Raw genomic sequence first — 17,825 nt, forward strand, 5'->3', positions numbered from 1 at the left:
ATTCAATAAAGCCATTAAGCACTAGGGCTCATCTGGGCTAACTTGCTCAGCTCGGTCATCGCCAAACTTGCGCCGCCTAAGGACCAGCCACCATCGACAGGTAAGATAGTGCCTGTAATATAGCTCGCCATGGGTGATGCCAAAAATAACGCGGCATTGGCAATGTCTTGGCATTGGCCATTGCGTTGTAGTGGCACGCTTTGAGCCACCCGTTGCTGTAATGCCTCACTCGGCGCTAAACGATTAAAGCCTTCTGTGTCGGCAATGGGGCCTGGTACTATCGAATTAACGCGGATCCCTTCATTCCCCCACTCTAATGCCAAGCTTTTAGTTAGCATATCGACGCCGGCTTTAGCGGCGCTAACGTGTGCCTGCATTGGCATGGCAATATAAGCCTGTGGCGCTGAGATCTGAATGATGCAGCTACCCGGTCTTTTCAGCAACGGATAAGCCTGTTTTAACACCTGAAAACTGCCCAGTAAATCAATGTCCATCACAGATTTAAAGCCGTTTTCGCTCAATTGAGCAGCCAAGGCGGGGAAATTTCCCGCAGCGCCACTGACTAAAATATCGATATGCTGATATTGAGTGGCAATAACGGCAAAGCCTGCCTTAACCCGCTCAAGATCGCGCACATCGAAACTGACCCCGAGCATGTTTGCATTTGGGTTAATGCTTTGCAGTTGGTTAACTGCCGCATCGACTTTATCTTGGCTACGGCTCGCCACTGCCACGTTAGCACCGGCATGAGCAAATGCCTTGGCAATGCCTAAATTAATGCCACTGGTACCACCGACAACGACAACATGTTTACCTGAGTAATCGAACATTACTTGATTATTTTGCATGGTATGCCAATCCCTTCAATCATCTGTTGCCGTTTAAGTTAGGCGCGCTGCCCATAGCCTGTCAAGTATCTGCTAGCGCTAAGCTAATGAAGCGTGTATAGCACTGAGCGCTGCTAATGGATCGGCCGCTTTGGTAATTGGACGCCCTATGACTAGGTAGTCGGAGCCTGCAGCAATGGCTTGTGGCGGTGTCATGACGCGGTGTTGATCACCTTTATCAACACCGGCTGGACGGATACCTGGCGTGACTAATTTAAACTCAGGGCCAAATTCAGCCTTTAACATGCTGGCCTCTTGCGCCGAACAAACAATGCCGTGTAAACCCGCTTGTTGGGTTAATGCCGCAAGCCGTTTAACATGCTCTGCAGCGGATACATCGACCCCTAATAATTTAAGTTCTTCATCACTCATCGAAGTCAATACGGTCACTGCAATTAACAATGGGGCTTTGTCACCATAAGGCAACAACGCTTGCTGAGCCGCTTGCATCATGGCTAAGCCACCGCTGGCGTGTACATTGGTCATCCATACGCCAAGCTCGGCCGCTGCGGCAACCGCTTTGGCCACCGTATTGGGAATATCATGAAATTTTAAATCGAGAAAAAGCTCGAAATCACGACGGTGGATCTCTTTAACTAAATCGGGCCCAAACAGGGTAAACATCTCTTTACCCACTTTTAGGCGGCACATTTTGGGATCTAATTTATCAATTAGCTGCAAAGCTTCGGTTTTATTATCATAATCTAGCGCCACTATAATGGGTTTACTGCTCATCTTTTTCTCCTGTTGCTTTGCATGTAGTACGTATTATTCACCGTCGAGTCCACGGATCCGCTTGATAGTGCCCCAATGTTTACACGAAGGACAATGCCAGTAGAGCGTGTGGGACGGGAAACCACACTCAACACAGCGGTAACTAGGACGGAATTTTATCTGTTGCTCGACCAATTCGGCTAGCATATTGAGGCTTTTCTTTGCTTGGCCATCTTCAGCATGTTGCAGCTGCATCTTCATCAGATGCTGGAAGCTTTTCATGGTTGGGTGCCGATATAGACCATCGAGTACCAGCTTTTCGGCGTCTTGGATTTCGCCTTGAGCTATCATCTGCTGTGCCAGCGTAATAGCGACACTGGCTCCAGCCCCATGCTCTAATGCTTCGCGTAGCAATTCTCGATAAGCGGGTTGATCTTGCTTAGCCTGATAGGCCTCTTTCGCAATGGGAAGCGCTTCAGGAAACAGCTCAATATCCACTTCTTTTAGCCGATTGAGCATCTCTTTACAGCGATTAAACTCTTGCTGATCAAGATAGATTTTTGCCATGTTTAACAAGGCGCGCCCACAGGCACCGTCTTGCTTTAATGCCTGACTCAACATTTTTAATTTGAGCTCGCTATCTGGATGTTCATCGGCCAATTCACAGTACAAATGTGCCGTTAGATGTTTCAGTGTTTGCTGGCGTTTGCGCTTGAGTGTCTTAATAATATCAATGGCTTTTTGCCAATCTTTGGTCACCTGATAAATGGCCACCAACTGATCTTCAGCTTCTTCGCTGTGATCATCTTGTCGCACTAAGGCTAAAAATATCTCTTCGGCGCGGTCGTAAAAACCCGCGGCGAGGTAATCTTTACCCAGTTCCATCATGGCAATGTCACGCTGTTCAGTGGTAAGACTTGGCCTAGCGATAAGATTTTGATGAATGCGAATAGAGCGATCAACTTCGCCACGTTTACGAAATAATGACCCCAAAGATAGATGGGTGTCTATGGTGTCGTCGTCAACATCGAGCATGGAGATGAAGAGATCAACCGCTTTATCTGATTCATTCGAAAGAAGAAAATTAAGACCAGTAAAATAATCTCGGCTGAGCTGTTTACGCTTACTATTCTGTTTGTGTCGTATACTACGACGTCCCATATACCATCCGTAACCGGCGGCAATAGGCAATAACAGAAACAGGATCTCTAACATACTAAGCGTTCAGTTCTTTGGATTTGACTTGGTCTTCAACCGTGACCACATCAAGGTTTGATGTGGGGAGTTTGGCTTCCAGTTGGGCTATTTTTTTATTCGCTTGGCGTAATACCAACTTCATTTTAGCGATATGGTACACGGCAAAAATCCAACTGACGAGAAAGCCAACTAAAAAAACCACACCTAGCACCACAGGGAGACGATATTCGCCTTGGGCAACAAAGTAACTAATGGTTACCAACTGTTCATTTCGAGCACCAAATAATAAAGCAAGCACGAAAAACAAGGCTACAAAGATGGTGGCAATAAATGACTTCACGTTACACTCCATAAACGCGTGATGATGAGATGATTATCTAAGAATTTAAGCTAACTAGCCAGCTATACCTATGATTTAGGCATAAAAAAGCCTCCAAGAGGAGGCTTTTAAAACGATGTCATTTACGAGTTGATCGAATCAACGCGCTCACGCAGTTCTTTACCTGGCTTAAAGTGCGGCACATATTTGCCTTCCAATTCGACTGAAGTTCCAGTTTTTGGATTACGGCCTGTACGTGGAGCACGATAATGAAGCGAGAAGCTACCAAAGCCACGGATCTCGATACGATCACCGCTTTCTAATGTTGTTGCCATTTGCTCCAACATCTCTTTGATTGCACTTTCTACTTCTTTTGCCGACAGCTGCGACTGCCTAGTGGCAAGTTTTTCGATTAGTTCGGATTTAGTCATCCTGTACCCTCTTTAATCAAGCCAAACACAGTCACCTAACGGGGATGAAACATCCCCGAACTTCAGGCGATTTACTTACGAGCTGCTTTGAACGCTTCAGCCATAGCACTGCTCATAGCAACGTCATCTTGCTTGTTCAGGTTAGCCATCGCTTCTTTCTCATCAGCTTCATCTTTCGCTTTGATAGATAGGCTGATAGTACGGTTCTTGCGATCAACACCCATGAACTTAGCTTCAACAGCATCACCTACTGAGTATACAGTAGACGCGTCTTCGATACGCTCACGAGAGATATCAGCAACACGTAGATAACCTTCTACAGTGTCAGCTAGCTCAATGGTAACGCCTTTCGCGTCAACAGCAACTACAGTACCGTTTACGATAGCACCTTTCTTCTTATCTGCAAGATAAGCATTGAACGGATCGTCTTCAGTTTGCTTAACGCCTAGGCTGATACGCTCGCGTTCTGGATCAACTGACAGTACAACTGCGTTGATTTCGTCGCCTTTCTTGTAATCAGATACGGCTTCTTCGCCAGTACCGTTCCAAGAAATATCAGATAGGTGAACCAGACCGTCGATGCCGCCGTCAAGACCGATGAAGATACCGAAGTCAGTGATTGACTTGATCTTACCAGTAACTTTGTCACCTTTTTGGAAGCGCTCTGCAAAATCATCCCATGGGTTAACTTTACATTGCTTAAGACCTAGAGAAATACGACGACGCTCTTCATCGATGTCTAGTACTAGAACTTCAACTTCATCACCTAGGTTAACAACCTTAGATGGGTGGATGTTCTTGTTAGTCCAATCCATTTCAGAAACGTGTACTAGACCTTCAACACCTTCTTCGATTTCAACGAAACAACCGTAGTCAGTTAAGTTAGTTACGCGACCAGTTAACTTAGTGTTTTCTGGGTAGCGCTTGCTGATTTCTAACCATGGATCTTCGCCAAGTTGCTTAAGACCTAGTGAAACACGAGTGCGCTCACGATCGTACTTAAGTACTTTAACGTTGATTTCGTCACCAACGTTGACGATTTCAGATGGGTGCTTAACACGTTTCCACGCCATATCAGTGATATGTAGTAGACCGTCAACACCACCTAAGTCTACGAATGCACCGTAGTCAGTAAGGTTCTTAACGATACCTTTAACCGCTTGACCTTCTTGTAGGTTCTCAAGAAGAGCATCACGCTCTGCACTGCTTTCAGACTCGATAACAGCACGACGTGAAACAACAACGTTGTTACGCTTCTGGTCTAGCTTGATAACTTTGAATTCTAGTTCTTTGTTTTCTAGGTGAGCAGTGTCGCGAACTGGGCGAACATCAACTAGAGAACCAGGTAGGAATGCACGGATACCGTTTAATTCAACAGTGAAACCGCCTTTAACCTTACCATTGATGATACCGATTACAGTTTCAGCATCTTCGTACGCTTTTTCTAGAACGATCCAAGCTTCGTGACGCTTAGCTTTCTCACGAGAAAGTTGAGTTTCACCGAAACCATCTTCAACAGAGTCTAGGGCTACGTCAACTTCGTCGCCAACTGCGATTTCAAGAACGCCTTGTGCGTTTTTGAACTGTTCAGCTGGGATTGGGCTTTCAGACTTCAGACCAGCGTCAACAAGTACCATACCGTTCTGGATTGATACTACAGTACCACGAACGATAGAACCTGGACGGAACTCAAGTGTTTCAAGGGATTGTTCAAATAGATCAGCAAAAGATTCAGTCATGTTTAATTTACTTTAAGTAATAAACCACAGCCCATCCTAGACGTGGAGTCAGATTAATCATTTGTCGCATCCATGTGACAAATAGTATAACGCGCGTCTTTACAGACCCACGTCGGGTAATTTTTGTTTGATGTGTGCCAGAGCAAGCTCTACCACTTCATCAATGCCCATTGTTGTCGTGTCGATAACAAGAGCATCTTCAGCCGGTATCAAAGGCGCAACAGGGCGATTCATATCGCGCTCATCGCGTTCAACGACCTCAGCTAAAAGCCGGTCGATATTAACATCGAAGCCTTTGTCCTGCAACTGATTATAGCGCCGCTGCGCCCTTTCCTGCGCCGAGGCAGTTAAAAAAAGTTTAGCCGGTGTTGAGGGGAATACCACTGTGCCCATATCGCGACCATCGGCAATTAAACCAGGGGCTTCAACAAAGGCGCGTTGACGGCGCAATAAGGCTTCTCTAACACTTGGAAATGCCGCCACTTTTGAGGCCGCGCTGGAACATTCTTGACTACGGATGTCGTGGGAAACATCCTCTCCTTCGAGCACCACTTTAATACCGTTGTGATTAGATGTTATAAATTGAACATCGAGATGGGCGGCCAGTAGCGCTAAAGATGCTTCATTGTCTAGTTCGACATTATGATGAATAGCCGCCAAGGCTAACACACGATAAATAGCACCGCTATCAAGCAGCTTCCAACCTAGTCGAGAAGCAAGTAATTGACTAATAGTGCCTTTACCCGCACCGCTTGGGCCGTCAATAGTGACGATAGGAGCCCGTTGTGACATATGTTTCTCCAAATTAAATCCATCTTCCCTAACGATCTTGAATGCCGTTCACGAAAAAGAGCGCGCGCATTATAAACCAAAACCCACAACAAAGCGGTAAAAAGTTAACATTAATCAAAGGAGGATCAGCTTAGGTTCAGAAAAAGGAAGCCATAAACTATCGGCTTCCTAAGGCGTGCACAGTTTAAACTGCTAATGCAGCAAACTTTTCAAAGTAATTAGGGAAGGTTTTCGAGGTGCAGTCAGGATCATTAATGGTGATACCACAATCGGCAAAGGCCAACATAGAAAAACACATCGCCATACGATGGTCATTGTACGTATCTATCTGCGCAGTGTGAGCCTGAGCAGGAGGCGTCACGGTAATATAGTCATGGCCCTCGTCGACCTCGGCGCCCACTTTGCGCAATTCGGTTGCCATAGCGGCTAAACGGTCGGTTTCTTTTATGCGCCAATTATAGATATTACGAATTGTGGTTGGCCCTTTGGCAAATAAGGCCGTCGTCGCTATCGTCATCGCCGCATCGGGAATGTGGTTCATGTCCAAGTCGATGCCAGTTAATGGCGCGGCGCGGGCTATAATAAAATCATCGCCCCACTCTATCTTTGCCCCCATTTTCGCCAGTACATCTGCAAACTGAATATCGCCTTGAATGCTGTTACGCCCAACACCTGTGACCTTAACTTCGCCGCCTTTAATCGCTCCGGCGGCCAAAAAATAGGACGCAGATGAAGCATCACCTTCGACTAAGACTGTTCCTGGCGATACGTATTGCTGCCCTGCAACAATCTCAAAGCACTGGTAATTATGGTTTATCACCTTAACTCCAAACTGAGCCATCAAAGCGATGGTGATATCGATATAGGGCTTAGAGACGAGTTCACCCTTAATTTGAATATTAACAGCCTCTTTTGCCAATGGCGCCACCATTAATAAAGCCGTTAAAAACTGGCTAGAAAGGTCGCCAGCAATGGTAACATCACCGCCATTTAAGCCGGTTGCATTAATTGTCAGAGGAGGGAAACCATCGTTCTTAAGGTACTCAATATCTGCGCCAAGTACCCGAAGTGCGTCGACTAAGTCACCGATAGGACGCTCTTCCATGCGCGGCTCACCCGTTAAGGTAAATTGACCAGTCCCTAAGGTAAGCGCCGCACATAATGGTCGCATTGCGGTACCCGCATTACCTAAGAATAAGCACTGAGGTTGCGATGCATGGAGCGCACCACCAAGCCCTTCGAGTTCACAGACGGTTTTGTTATCTGAGAGTCGATAGTTAACACCTAGTTGTTCAAGTGAAGCCAACATATGACCAATATCATCAGAATCGAGTAGATTGGTCAGTGTGGTCGTTCCTTTGGCTAAGGTGGCTAATAATAATGCACGATTAGAAATGCTCTTAGAGCCAGGGATGTTTATCGTACCTTGTATTTTACTTATGGGCTCGAGTCGTAGTTGCTTCATTAATCACTCTTTTATCATTGCAAGGCCTATTTATCGGCCTGCGGGTTATCATTAACGTTATTACCATCACGACAAAATGGCGATCTGTTCAAAAGACTTTGAACCTCGTGGTTATAAAATTACTGATCGGCGCGCAGTATTCAACCCTTTTTTACTATTTTTACCCATTATTGCGTCGTTTTATTACTAAGCGGTTAAAAAGAGGCGTTATAAGCTGGGACAATTGCTAAATTGTTGCAAGGTAAATGACCTTGGCACGAAATATTGCCAATTACACTAGTAAATCAATTCATCATGTTGACTGTCACTTAGATTAGGGTTTAGTTTATTCTTAATCACTTTACCGCATTGGCCATTTACGGCCCAAAACAACAATAAAAAGGTTGTCGAATATGTTTGAAAATCTGAGCCCGATGCCAGCAGATCCTATTCTAGGGTTGATGACTCAATACCGACAAGATCCTCATTCGCACAAAGTCGATTTAGGCGTTGGCGTTTATAAAGATGAGGCGGGTAATACCCCTATTCTTGCTTGCGTCAAGCGCGCCGAACAACTGCGTATCGACACAGAGCAAACTAAGGTGTATATCGGCCCAACTGGCTCACCTGAGTTTAATCAACTCATTGGTGAATTAGCTTTCGGCAAAGATCATAAGGCCTTGCAAGAGAGCCGAATTCGTACCGTGTCGACTCCTGGAGGCACTGGCTCGCTGCGTGTCGCCGCTGATTTTATTAAACGCCTTAATCCCAATGCCACCGTGTGGGTTAGCGACCCGACATGGGCTAACCATATCGGGTTATTTGAAGCCGCGGGGTTAAGGGTCAAAACCTACCCCTATTATGATCACGCCAACAAAACCCTTAAGTTCGATGAGATGCTCCAGGTGTTGGCACAAATTGGCAAAGACGATGTAGTGTTACTGCATGCCTGCTGTCACAACCCAAGCGGTATGGATTTGACCAATGCGCAGTGGAACAAGGTCGTTGACCTCACAGTGCAACAAGGATTCACCCCGCTCATCGATATGGCTTACCAAGGCTTTGGCGATGGTGTCGACGAAGATGCCTACGGAGTTAGGCAGATGGCAACTCACGTCGACGACATGATTTTATGTAGCTCTTGTTCAAAAAACTTTGGTCTCTATCGTGAGCGTATTGGTGCCTGCTCAATTGTGGCTGCATCGAGTCAGGCTGCCGAGGTGACATTATCGGTATTGTTATATGTGGTGCGTTGTCTTTACTCCATGCCCCCGGCCCATGGCGCCGCGATAGTAGAGACTATCTTAGGCAACACAGAACTAAAACAACAGTGGCTCGATGAACTGAAAGTGATGCGGGATCGGATCAATGGTAACCGCGCCATGCTGGTTAATACACTGCTAGAAAAAGGCGTTAGCCGTGATTTTAGTTTTATTGCCCAGCAAAAAGGGATGTTTTCTTTCTTAGGCATCACACCTGAGCAAGTCGCGCAATTGCAACGCGATCATAGTATTTATATGGTGGATTCTAGCCGTATCAGTATTGCGGGAATTGCTGAAGGCAATGTCGACTACTTAGCCGAATCAATTGCCAAAGTGCTATAAAACAAAAAAGTTCCTAGGATCTTTATCCTAGGAACTCATTTAATATAAATCACTTATACTAGCTGCGACTAATCTTCTCAGCAAAGTCCCGCATAAATCTGACTAACGCTTCGACCCCTTCAATGGGCATGGCGTTATAGATACTGGCTCGCATGCCACCGACACTGCGATGGCCTTTTAACGCGACTAAACCCGCTTCCTTTGCCTGAGTGATAAATTGCTCGTTGAGCGATTCATCTTTTAAATAAAAGGTCACATTCATTTGCGAGCGATTGGCTTTAGCCACGCGGGTTTCATAAAAGTCATTGCTATCGATAAACTGATATAGGGCTTGCGCTTTTTGCGTATTGAGTTTCGCCATCTCGGCAATCCCCCCTTTACCCTTAAGCCATTTAAACACTTCGGCAGCCAAGTACCAGGCAAAAGTCGGCGGCGTGTTGTACATAGAGTCATGCTTAACGGCTAAGCGGTAATCCATGATTGAAGCTTGCGGCAGTTGCGGCAGTGCTAATAGCTCATCTTTTACGATAACAATACTCAGCCCTGAAGGACCTATGTTTTTCTGTGCCCCTGCGTAAATTAACCCAAAACGGCTTACATCGATGTCGCGCGACATAATGTTCGATGACATGTCAGCAACAATTGGCCATGGTGAATCTAATTCATCAAAAATTTCGATACCATCAACTGTCTCGTTAGGGCAGTAGTGTAGGTAACGATAATCTTGATCAATACCGCTAAGATTTGGAACGACAACTCTACTGATATCATTATCTTTTTCGACAATATTAAGCACGTCAACATTTTGCTCACCTACCAGTTTAATGGCTTCTTCTGCCGCGGCTATAGACCAACTACCATCGACTAAATAGAGTGCCCTACCATCATTGCCTAAAAAATTATTCACAACAGCAGCAAACTGGCCACGACCACCGCCATGCATAAACAAAACATGGTAGTTCTCGGGTATTGACATTAGCTCACGCAGATCCGCCTCGGCTTGCTCTGTCAGCGCAATAAACTCTTTACTGCGATGACTGACTTCCATTACCGACACACCCTGGCCGTTCCAATCTAATAACTCCGCTTGTGCCTGTTGCATTACGGCGGCGGGCAACATTGCAGGGCCTGCACAGAAATTATATGTCGCGCTCACTTCTCTTCTCCTTTGACCTTTGATGTGTCATTGCTTGGGTACAAATGGTTATGTTTAATTATGGGTAATACGTTCCGGGGACTACGTTTCAAGTACTATATTGTAGTTTCAAGGTTCCACGTACTCAGGGTTTGACTTGCACAAACAAAACGAGCGTCCCAAAGGACGCCCGTTAATTTACCTAGCTGTTACTCAGCGGGCTCTGTATCGGGTGTATCACCCGATGCAGCCTCAATAGGCGCTTCATGAGCGTCGACTAAGATAGGATTACCCTCTTCATCGAGTTCGACCTCATCTTGGATCTCATCGATACGCTGCAGACCGACCACTTTCTCATCTTCTGCGGTGCGAATGATAGTCACACCTTGAGTGTTACGACCAATGCTCGATACGCCAGTTGCTGGAGTACGCACCAAGGTACCCTTGTTGCTGATCAGCATGATTTCATCATTTTCGCCAACTTGAACTGCACCGACAACGGCACCGTTTCGTTCGCTGACCTTGATAGAAACCACCCCTTTAGTGCCACGGCTCTTAGCCGGGTACTCAGACAAGGCTGTACGTTTACCATAACCATTTTCGGTCACGGTGAGGATATCGCCATCACCTTTTGGCACGATAAGTGAAACCACACTGTGGCCTTCTTCTAGCTTAATACCGCGTACACCGGTTGCCGTACGGCCCATGGCTCGCAGGGCTATAATCTCTTCGCCAGTTTCAGGATCGATTTTCACTTCACCCGTCTCAGAGTTACGGGCTTTTTCATTGAATCGAACCACTTTACCTTCGTTAGAGAACAACATGATATCGTCATTACCATCGGTAATATCGACACCAATAAGCTGATCGCCATCTTTCAGGTTAACGGCAATGATACCGTTAGCACGTGGGTTACTGTAGGCGGTTAATGCGGTTTTCTTCACTGTGCCGTGCGAGGTCGCCATGATAATAAACTTATCTTCAGCGTATTCACGTACAGGTAAGATTGCCGTGATATGTTCACCATCAGACAGTGGCAACAAGTTCACAATGGGTCGACCACGGGCGGTGCGGCTGGCTAACGGTAGTTGATACACTTTCAGCCAGTACATCTTACCAAAGTCAGAGAAGCACAAGATGGTATCGTGGGTGTTGGCGACCAATAGTTTTTCGACGAAATCTTCATCTTTAACCTTAGTCGCTGCTTTACCTTTACCACCACGACGCTGAGCTTGGTAGTCAGACAGAGGTTGGTATTTAGCATAACCAAGATGAGACAGGGTCACGACCACATCTTCTTCGTTGATCAGATCTTCAAGGCTCATGTCAATTTCGTTGGCATTAATAACGGTGCGTCGTGCATCACCGTACTGCTCTAAAATCTCTTCAAGCTCTTCTTTGATCACTTCCATCAAACGTTCAGGACTACGAAGGATTAATAGTAATCCGGCAATAAGAACCAATAGCTCTTCATATTCAGATAGGATCTTCTCGTGCTCAAGCCCAGTTAATCTATGTAGGCGAAGTTCGAGAATCGCTTGAGCTTGCTGCTCGGTTAAGAAATACTTGCCATCACGAATACCAAACTCTGGTTCAAGCCATTCTGGTCTCGCGGCATCATCACCCGCTTTCTCAAGCATGCCTTGCACATTGCCAAGCTCCCAACCTTGCGCAACAAGTTTTACTTTCGCTTCGGCTGGCGTTGGAGAGGCTTTGATAACGGCAATGATCGGATCGATGTTAGCTAGAGCAATGGCAAGTGCTTCCAAGATATGAGCACGTTCACGAGCTTTACGCAGTTCAAACACGGTACGGCGAGTCACCACTTCACGACGATGAAGGATGAAACACTCGAGCATCTCTTTTAGGTTGAATAACTTAGGCTGACCATTGGTCAATGCCACCATGTTAATACCGAAAGAGCACTGCATTTGTGTTTGGGCATAAAGGTTATTAAGGACAACCTCACCCACTTCGCCGCGCTTAATCTCGATAACGATACGCATACCGTCTTTATCTGACTCATCGCGCAGGCCGCTAATGCCTTCAATCTTCTTATCTTTAACCAGCTCGGCGATCTTTTCGATTAGGCGAGCCTTGTTCACTTGATAAGGGATCTCATGAACGATAATGCGTTCACGGCCATTGTCTTCAGTCTCGACTTCCGCCTTGGCGCGCATAACGGCACGGCCACGACCAGTCTTATAGGCATCGATGATGCCTTTACGACCATTAATGGATGCAGCAGTTGGGAAGTCAGGACCCGGGATATATTCCATCAGCTGCTCGATTGAGAGACTAGGCTCCTCAATCAAGGCTAAACAGCCTTGTACAACTTCATTTAGGTTGTGTGGTGGAATATTGGTCGCCATACCAACAGCAATACCCGATGAACCATTAATTAACAGATTTGGTACACGCGTAGGTAATACTGCAGGAATAAATTCGGTGCCGTCGTAGTTGGGCACGAAATCGACCGTTTCTTTCTCTAAATCAGCCAACAGTGAATGGGCTAATTTTTCCATGCGGATTTCGGTATAACGCATCGCCGCCGCGGAGTCACCATCGACAGAACCAAAGTTACCTTGGCCGTCGACGAGTGGATATCTCATGGAGAAAGGCTGTGCTAGACGAACGATAGTGTCGTAAACCGCGGTATCACCATGTGGGTGATACTTACCGATAACATCACCGACAACACGTGCCGATTTTTTATAGGGTTTGTTCCAATCGTTCTTGAGTTCGTTCATCGCAAACAGCACGCGACGGTGAACGGGTTTGAGTCCGTCTCTTACGTCAGGTAGAGCTCGGCCAACGATAACGCTCATGGCGTAATCTAAATATGAATTCTTTAATTCGTCTTCAATATTAATTGGTGTTATAGATGAAGCCAGATCAGTCATAAACTGCTCGATCCCTTGAAATTTAGCCGACAACCCACTGTATGAAAATAAAACAGTGTTGTATCAAGCCTGAAAACGTGATTTGGCATTCTAACACAGATAAATATTGTCGCTAGACCCTATTGATATTTCCCAGCAAATATATGATTAAACCGATAAACATTGACTCAAATCAAACCCTGTATGCTTTGACAGCAAAGTCACCACCAGGCTTGCGTAACCTGATTGATTATCCTTTGTTTATTGATTGCTATCGGTATAATAGCAACCACAATAAAATCTCGATGAGAGGTCCAAGAGTGTCTAACCATAGCAATGTTGATCCACAGGAAATCGCTAAATTTGAAAAGATGGCAGAAACCTGGTGGGATCCAGAAGGCGAGTTTAAGCCTATTCACAAACTCAACCCGCTACGACTGAACTTTATCGACCAAACGGTCGGTGGCCTGTTTGGTAAACGGGTATTAGATGTCGGCTGCGGCGGTGGGATCCTGTCTGAGAGTATGGCCCGCATTGGTGCTAAAGTGGATGGGTTAGACATGGGAACAGAGCCATTAGACGTCGCTCGTCTACATGCGCTTGAGACCGGTGTTGAGATCAATTACATTCAAGATACCGCTGAAGCCCACCGCGATAACCACCTTGGTACTTATGATGTGGTCACCTGCATGGAGATGCTTGAACATGTCCCCGACCCTGCCTCTGTCATTCAAGCTTGCAGCGACATGGTTAAACCTGGTGGCTATGTGTTTTTCTCAACTATTAACCGTAATATTCGTGCCTATATAGAAACGGTACTGGGCGCTGAATATCTGCTGAAGATGTTACCCGTAGGCACCCATGATCATAATAAATACATCAAACCCGCCGAGCTTATCGCGATGGCTGATCATGCCGAGCTTATCTGCAGCGACGCCACGGGGATCACTTACAACCCGATGAGCGGCATGTTTCGTTATACCAAGAGTCTCGATGTCAATTACATGATAGCGACTATCAAAAATGACGATGCCTAATAGCGCGATCCTCGGGGTGCTGTTTGATTTAGACGGCACCCTGGTTGATACCGCGCCCGATCTTGTGGCGGCGCTGAATCTGGCTCTGCACGATTTCGATTACCCCAGTGTTGCGCTTGAAGATGTACGTGACGCCGCATCCAATGGCAGTTTAGCCCTAATCACTGCGGCGCAGCCTACCTTAAATGCTAAGCGCAACGCCGAACTACAACAAGCGCTGCTCACGCACTATCAGCGCATTAATGGCGACCATGCTAGATTGTTTGATGGCATAACAGAGGTACTGCACTATTTAATGGATAATGGCATTGCCTTCGGTGTTGTCACGAATAAGGCAGCACGGTTTGCCCGCCCTTTATTAGCCACACTGCGCTTAGGGCAACAGCCCCTTATCGATTATATGAGCAGCGTTATCAGCGGCGACACTACCACCCAAGGTAAACCTGCCGCAGCGCCTATGCTGTTAGCAGCACAACAGCTGGGCTGCCATGCACATAACATCATCTATATAGGTGATGCACGGCGCGATCTTGAAGCGGCGCAAAATAGCCACATGGTTGGCGCTATTGCCATGTGGGGTTATATTGCAGCAGATGATAATCCTACTCATTGGCCGCACCAAGTGCGCTTTGATAAACCGCAAGCCATTATCGATTTTATGACTCAGGCTTCTGTAAGCCACTACGCGTAAACTAACCGTTATAGCTAGCAAATCGCATTAATCGCAATATAAACAGTTTATTGGAAAGCGGTTTGTTGGCGCTGATTTAACAAAATCAGCCATGAGTTTAACGGCGTTTCAATGAAATGTTGTTCTGCAGTGTCACTTTATCATTGCTAGTAAGCTGTTACTTTGAAACGGATTGAGCAATATTAACAGTGCTAGGATCGCAACCTTAAGTCCAGTGATGAATAAACGATCGCCACGATCGATGATATAACTAGCGTTCTATTCGTTTAAATTTGATCGCTCAAAAGTGACTTCAAACGAGCAAGCATAATTGAAAACAAGGCTTAAAGGTTAGCCATTACTAACCCTAATTTTTACCCCCAAGATATCCACAACTTGTCCCCTGAAATCTCACTTGCAAAATGTCGCCAACCTCACTATCTTGTATCCTATATTTTATATAACACCATATATTGTGTGTGAGTGACGATCGAAGCCACTATAACCTAAGTTGTATTTGGGTATTTTTCGTTAACTTTTCGATTGTTTTGACAGGGAAACGTTGCGTGTTTTTTTTCAACTCATTTGACCGCAATATTTAATCAAGGCTTATCTTCAATGAACAGCACTATGCAAGTCACTAAACGCAGTGGCGAACGTGAAACTATCGATCTCGATAAGATCCACCGAGTGATCACTTGGGCGGCAAAAGGACTAAAAAATGTCTCTGTCTCTGAAGTGGAATTACGTTCTCACCTTCAGTTTTATGATGGGATTCCAACTGAAGCAATCCATGAAACCATTATTAAGGCTGCCGCAGATTTAATCTCGCCAGAATCACCTGATTATCAGTTTCTCTCTGCTCGTTTAGCTATCTTCCATTTGCGCAAGAAAGCCTATGGTCAATTTGAACCACCCAAGCTGTATGATCATGTCGTTAAGCTAGTGGAGATGGGCAAATACGATAATCACATTCTTAGTGACTACACTCGCGAAGAGCTTGATTTGCTTGATGAGCATATCGATCACTGGCGCGACATGAACTTCTCTTACGCTGCCGTCAAACAGCTCGAAGGCAAATACTTGGTACAAAACCGGGTTAGCCATGAGATTTATGAGAGCGCCCAGTTCTTATATATCCTGGTTGCGGCATGTTTGTTTGCCAAGTACCCAAGAGAGACGCGTCTAGATTATGTAAAAAACTTCTATGATGCGACTTCGACCTTTAAGATCTCGCTACCCACCCCCATCATGGCGGGTGTGCGTACCCCTACGCGTCAGTTCAGCTCGTGCGTACTGATTGAATGTGGTGATAGCTTAGACTCAATCAATGCCACAGCGTCGGCCATTGTAAAGTACGTATCACAACGTGCCGGCATTGGTATTAATGCTGGTCGCATTCGTGCGCTAGGTAGCCCAATTCGTGGCGGCGAAGCTTTTCACACGGGTTGCTTACCTTTTTATAAGTATTTCCAAACCGCGGTTAAGTCGTGTTCACAAGGCGGCGTTCGTGGCGGCGCAGCGACCCTCTTCTACCCTATGTGGCATTTAGAAGTTGAATCACTGCTGGTATTGAAAAACAACCGTGGCGTTGACGATAACCGTATTCGTCATTTGGACTATGGGGTTCAGATCAATAAGTTGATGTATCAGCGCCTGATCCAAGGTGGCATGATAAGCTTATTCAGCCCATCTGACGTACCTGGCATGTATGATGCGTTTTTTGAAGATCAAGCCGAGTTTGAACGTCTTTATCTGCAGTATGAAGCCGATGACAGCATTCGTAAGAAACAGATTAAAGCCGTTGAGCTATTTGCGTTAATGATGCAAGAGCGTGCTTCTACTGGCCGTATTTATATTCAAAACGTCGATCACTGCAATACTCACAGCCCATTCGACTCAAAAGTAGCCCCAGTGCGTCAATCTAACTTATGTTTAGAAATTGCACTGCCAACCAAGCCATTGAATAATGTTGACGATCCTAACGGTGAAATCGCACTATGTACCTTATCTGCCCTTAACTTAGGTGCAATTAAGAATCTTGAAGAGCTAGAGCCATTAGCTGACCTTGCGGTACGTGCGCTTGATAATCTACTCGATTATCAAGATTACCCTATCACCTCGGCTCATAAAGCATCGATGAACCGTCGTACCTTAGGGATAGGCGTGATTAACTTCGCCAACTACTTGGCTAAAGAAGGGGTACGTTACTCAGACGGTTCAGCCAACGGCATTACCCACAGAACCTTTGAAGCTATCCAATATTATCTATTGAAAGCATCGGTGAACTTGGCTAAAGAACAAGGCGCTTGCCCCTTGTTCCATGAGACCAATTACGCCAAAGGCATTTTACCCATAGACACCTATAAGCGTGACTTGGATAAAATTTGTGACGAGCCACTGCACCTTGATTGGGAAACACTCCGTGAAGAGATAGTGACTCATGGCCTACGTAACTCTACGCTATCGGCCCTAATGCCATCAGAGACCTCATCACAGATCTCAAATGCCACCAATGGCATTGAACCTCCACGCGGATTAATCAGCGTGAAAGCCAGTAAAGATGGGCAGCTTAAGCAAGTGGTACCTGACTTTGAAAAATATCAGCATAGCTATGAACTATTATGGCAAATGCCGAACAACGATGGTTATTTGCAATTAGTGGGGTTAATGCAAAAGTTTGTCGACCAATCGATTTCTGCCAATACTAACTATGACCCAAATCGTTTCCCTGGGTCAAAAGTCCCTATGCAAGTGTTGCTAAAAGATCTATTGACCGCTTACAAATACGGCGTGAAGACACTTTACTATCACAACACTCGAGATGGCGCTTCAGATAGTCATGACGATATCACCGCCATTGAGAAAGAGGACGATAGTTGCGCTGGCGGCGCGTGTAAGATCTAATCACTTGATGTTTATCATCTGTATTTAACGTTAATATATGGGGGCTAAGCCCCCATTGTCGGAAGAT

Annotated in this window: 14 protein-coding genes; 4 read left to right on the plus strand and 10 right to left on the minus strand. The window is 45.8% G+C overall.

The window, feature by feature from the left end; all coding sequences use genetic code 11:
• Positions 1-14 precede the first annotated feature (14 nt).
• The 8 genes from DN599_RS10885 to aroA all read right to left on the minus strand — a co-directional run bounded on the left by DN599_RS10885 (position 15) and on the right by aroA (position 7,544).
• Entirely contained in the window at positions 15-830 is an 816-nt protein-coding gene (locus tag DN599_RS10885; protein ID WP_110457854.1) for an SDR family oxidoreductase, read from the minus strand.
• Positions 831-926: 96 nt separating this feature from the next.
• Positions 927-1,622, minus strand: coding sequence for an orotidine-5'-phosphate decarboxylase (gene pyrF, locus DN599_RS10890; RefSeq protein WP_110457648.1), 696 nt, complete (start codon positions 1,620-1,622; stop codon positions 927-929).
• Between the two features lie 33 nt (positions 1,623-1,655).
• On the minus strand, positions 1,656-2,816 hold the full coding sequence (lapB, locus tag DN599_RS10895; protein WP_110457649.1) for a lipopolysaccharide assembly protein LapB: 1,161 nt from the start codon (positions 2,814-2,816) through the stop codon (positions 1,656-1,658).
• A gap of 1 nt (position 2,817) precedes the next feature.
• Complete coding sequence (locus DN599_RS10900) at positions 2,818-3,138, minus strand: lipopolysaccharide assembly protein LapA domain-containing protein (protein ID WP_110457650.1); 321 nt, start codon at positions 3,136-3,138, stop codon at positions 2,818-2,820.
• Between the two features lie 122 nt (positions 3,139-3,260).
• Positions 3,261-3,548, minus strand: coding sequence for an integration host factor subunit beta (gene ihfB / locus DN599_RS10905; protein ID WP_110457651.1), 288 nt, complete (start codon positions 3,546-3,548; stop codon positions 3,261-3,263).
• 71 nt (positions 3,549-3,619) lie between these two features.
• Positions 3,620-5,287, minus strand: coding sequence for a 30S ribosomal protein S1 (gene rpsA / locus DN599_RS10910; protein ID WP_110457652.1), 1,668 nt, complete (start codon positions 5,285-5,287; stop codon positions 3,620-3,622).
• A 99-nt stretch (positions 5,288-5,386) separates the two neighbouring features.
• Entirely contained in the window at positions 5,387-6,079 is a 693-nt protein-coding gene (gene cmk, locus DN599_RS10915) for a (d)CMP kinase (protein WP_110457653.1), read from the minus strand.
• Positions 6,080-6,263: 184 nt separating this feature from the next.
• The gene (aroA, locus tag DN599_RS10920; RefSeq protein WP_110457654.1) at positions 6,264-7,544 is read right to left on the minus strand and encodes a 3-phosphoshikimate 1-carboxyvinyltransferase; all 1,281 of its coding nucleotides are present in this window, start codon (positions 7,542-7,544) and stop codon (positions 6,264-6,266) included.
• A 392-nt stretch (positions 7,545-7,936) separates the two neighbouring features.
• On the opposite strand from aroA, the gene DN599_RS10925 reads away from it, so the two are divergent.
• The gene (locus DN599_RS10925) at positions 7,937-9,127 is read left to right on the plus strand and encodes an amino acid aminotransferase (protein WP_110457655.1); all 1,191 of its coding nucleotides are present in this window, start codon (positions 7,937-7,939) and stop codon (positions 9,125-9,127) included.
• Positions 9,128-9,185: 58 nt separating this feature from the next.
• Here the strand turns inward: DN599_RS10925 and serC are convergent, their stop codons facing one another.
• Positions 9,186-10,283 carry a 3-phosphoserine/phosphohydroxythreonine transaminase gene (serC, locus tag DN599_RS10930; protein ID WP_110457656.1) on the minus strand — a complete coding sequence of 366 codons (1,098 nt, stop codon included), beginning with the start codon at positions 10,281-10,283 and terminating at the stop codon, positions 9,186-9,188.
• A gap of 188 nt (positions 10,284-10,471) precedes the next feature.
• A complete protein-coding gene (gene gyrA / locus DN599_RS10935; protein ID WP_110457657.1) occupies positions 10,472-13,165 on the minus strand; it encodes a DNA gyrase subunit A in 2,694 nt (897 codons plus the stop codon).
• A 284-nt stretch (positions 13,166-13,449) separates the two neighbouring features.
• On the opposite strand from gyrA, the gene ubiG reads away from it, so the two are divergent.
• The 3 genes from ubiG to nrdA all read left to right on the plus strand — a co-directional run bounded on the left by ubiG (position 13,450) and on the right by nrdA (position 17,758).
• The gene (ubiG, locus tag DN599_RS10940; protein ID WP_420820864.1) at positions 13,450-14,181 is read left to right on the plus strand and encodes a bifunctional 2-polyprenyl-6-hydroxyphenol methylase/3-demethylubiquinol 3-O-methyltransferase UbiG; all 732 of its coding nucleotides are present in this window, start codon (positions 13,450-13,452) and stop codon (positions 14,179-14,181) included.
• Positions 14,174-14,872, plus strand: a complete 699-nt coding sequence (locus DN599_RS10945; protein WP_110457856.1) for an HAD hydrolase-like protein — start codon at positions 14,174-14,176, stop codon at positions 14,870-14,872. The genes ubiG and DN599_RS10945 overlap by 8 nt, the downstream gene beginning before the upstream one ends.
• 597 nt (positions 14,873-15,469) lie before the next feature.
• On the plus strand, positions 15,470-17,758 hold the full coding sequence (nrdA, locus tag DN599_RS10950; RefSeq protein WP_110457658.1) for a class 1a ribonucleoside-diphosphate reductase subunit alpha: 2,289 nt from the start codon (positions 15,470-15,472) through the stop codon (positions 17,756-17,758).
• Positions 17,759-17,825 lie beyond the last annotated feature (67 nt).

This window comes from Shewanella algidipiscicola, assembly GCF_900380485.1.
Taxonomy (GTDB): Bacteria; Pseudomonadota; Gammaproteobacteria; order Enterobacterales; family Shewanellaceae; genus Shewanella; species Shewanella algidipiscicola.

What these genes read in the sequence shown, in the direction of transcription:
- DN599_RS10885 (WP_110457854.1), bottom strand. Translation starts at nt 830, where the DNA reads ATGTTCGATTACTCAGGTAAACATGTTGTCGTTGTCGGTGGTACCAGT.
- pyrF (WP_110457648.1), bottom strand. Translation starts at nt 1,622, where the DNA reads ATGAGCAGTAAACCCATTATAGTGGCGCTAGATTATGATAATAAAACC.
- ihfB (WP_110457651.1), bottom strand. Translation starts at nt 3,548, where the DNA reads ATGACTAAATCCGAACTAATCGAAAAACTTGCCACTAGGCAGTCGCAG.
- ubiG (WP_420820864.1), top strand. Translation starts at nt 13,450, where the DNA reads ATGAGAGGTCCAAGAGTGTCTAACCATAGCAATGTTGATCCACAGGAA.
- gyrA (WP_110457657.1), bottom strand. Translation starts at nt 13,165, where the DNA reads ATGACTGATCTGGCTTCATCTATAACACCAATTAATATTGAAGACGAA.
- nrdA (WP_110457658.1), top strand. Translation starts at nt 15,470, where the DNA reads ATGAACAGCACTATGCAAGTCACTAAACGCAGTGGCGAACGTGAAACT.
- DN599_RS10945 (WP_110457856.1), top strand. Translation starts at nt 14,174, where the DNA reads ATGCCTAATAGCGCGATCCTCGGGGTGCTGTTTGATTTAGACGGCACC.
- lapB (WP_110457649.1), bottom strand. Translation starts at nt 2,816, where the DNA reads ATGTTAGAGATCCTGTTTCTGTTATTGCCTATTGCCGCCGGTTACGGA.
- cmk (WP_110457653.1), bottom strand. Translation starts at nt 6,079, where the DNA reads ATGTCACAACGGGCTCCTATCGTCACTATTGACGGCCCAAGCGGTGCG.
- aroA (WP_110457654.1), bottom strand. Translation starts at nt 7,544, where the DNA reads ATGAAGCAACTACGACTCGAGCCCATAAGTAAAATACAAGGTACGATA.
- DN599_RS10925 (WP_110457655.1), top strand. Translation starts at nt 7,937, where the DNA reads ATGTTTGAAAATCTGAGCCCGATGCCAGCAGATCCTATTCTAGGGTTG.
- rpsA (WP_110457652.1), bottom strand. Translation starts at nt 5,287, where the DNA reads ATGACTGAATCTTTTGCTGATCTATTTGAACAATCCCTTGAAACACTT.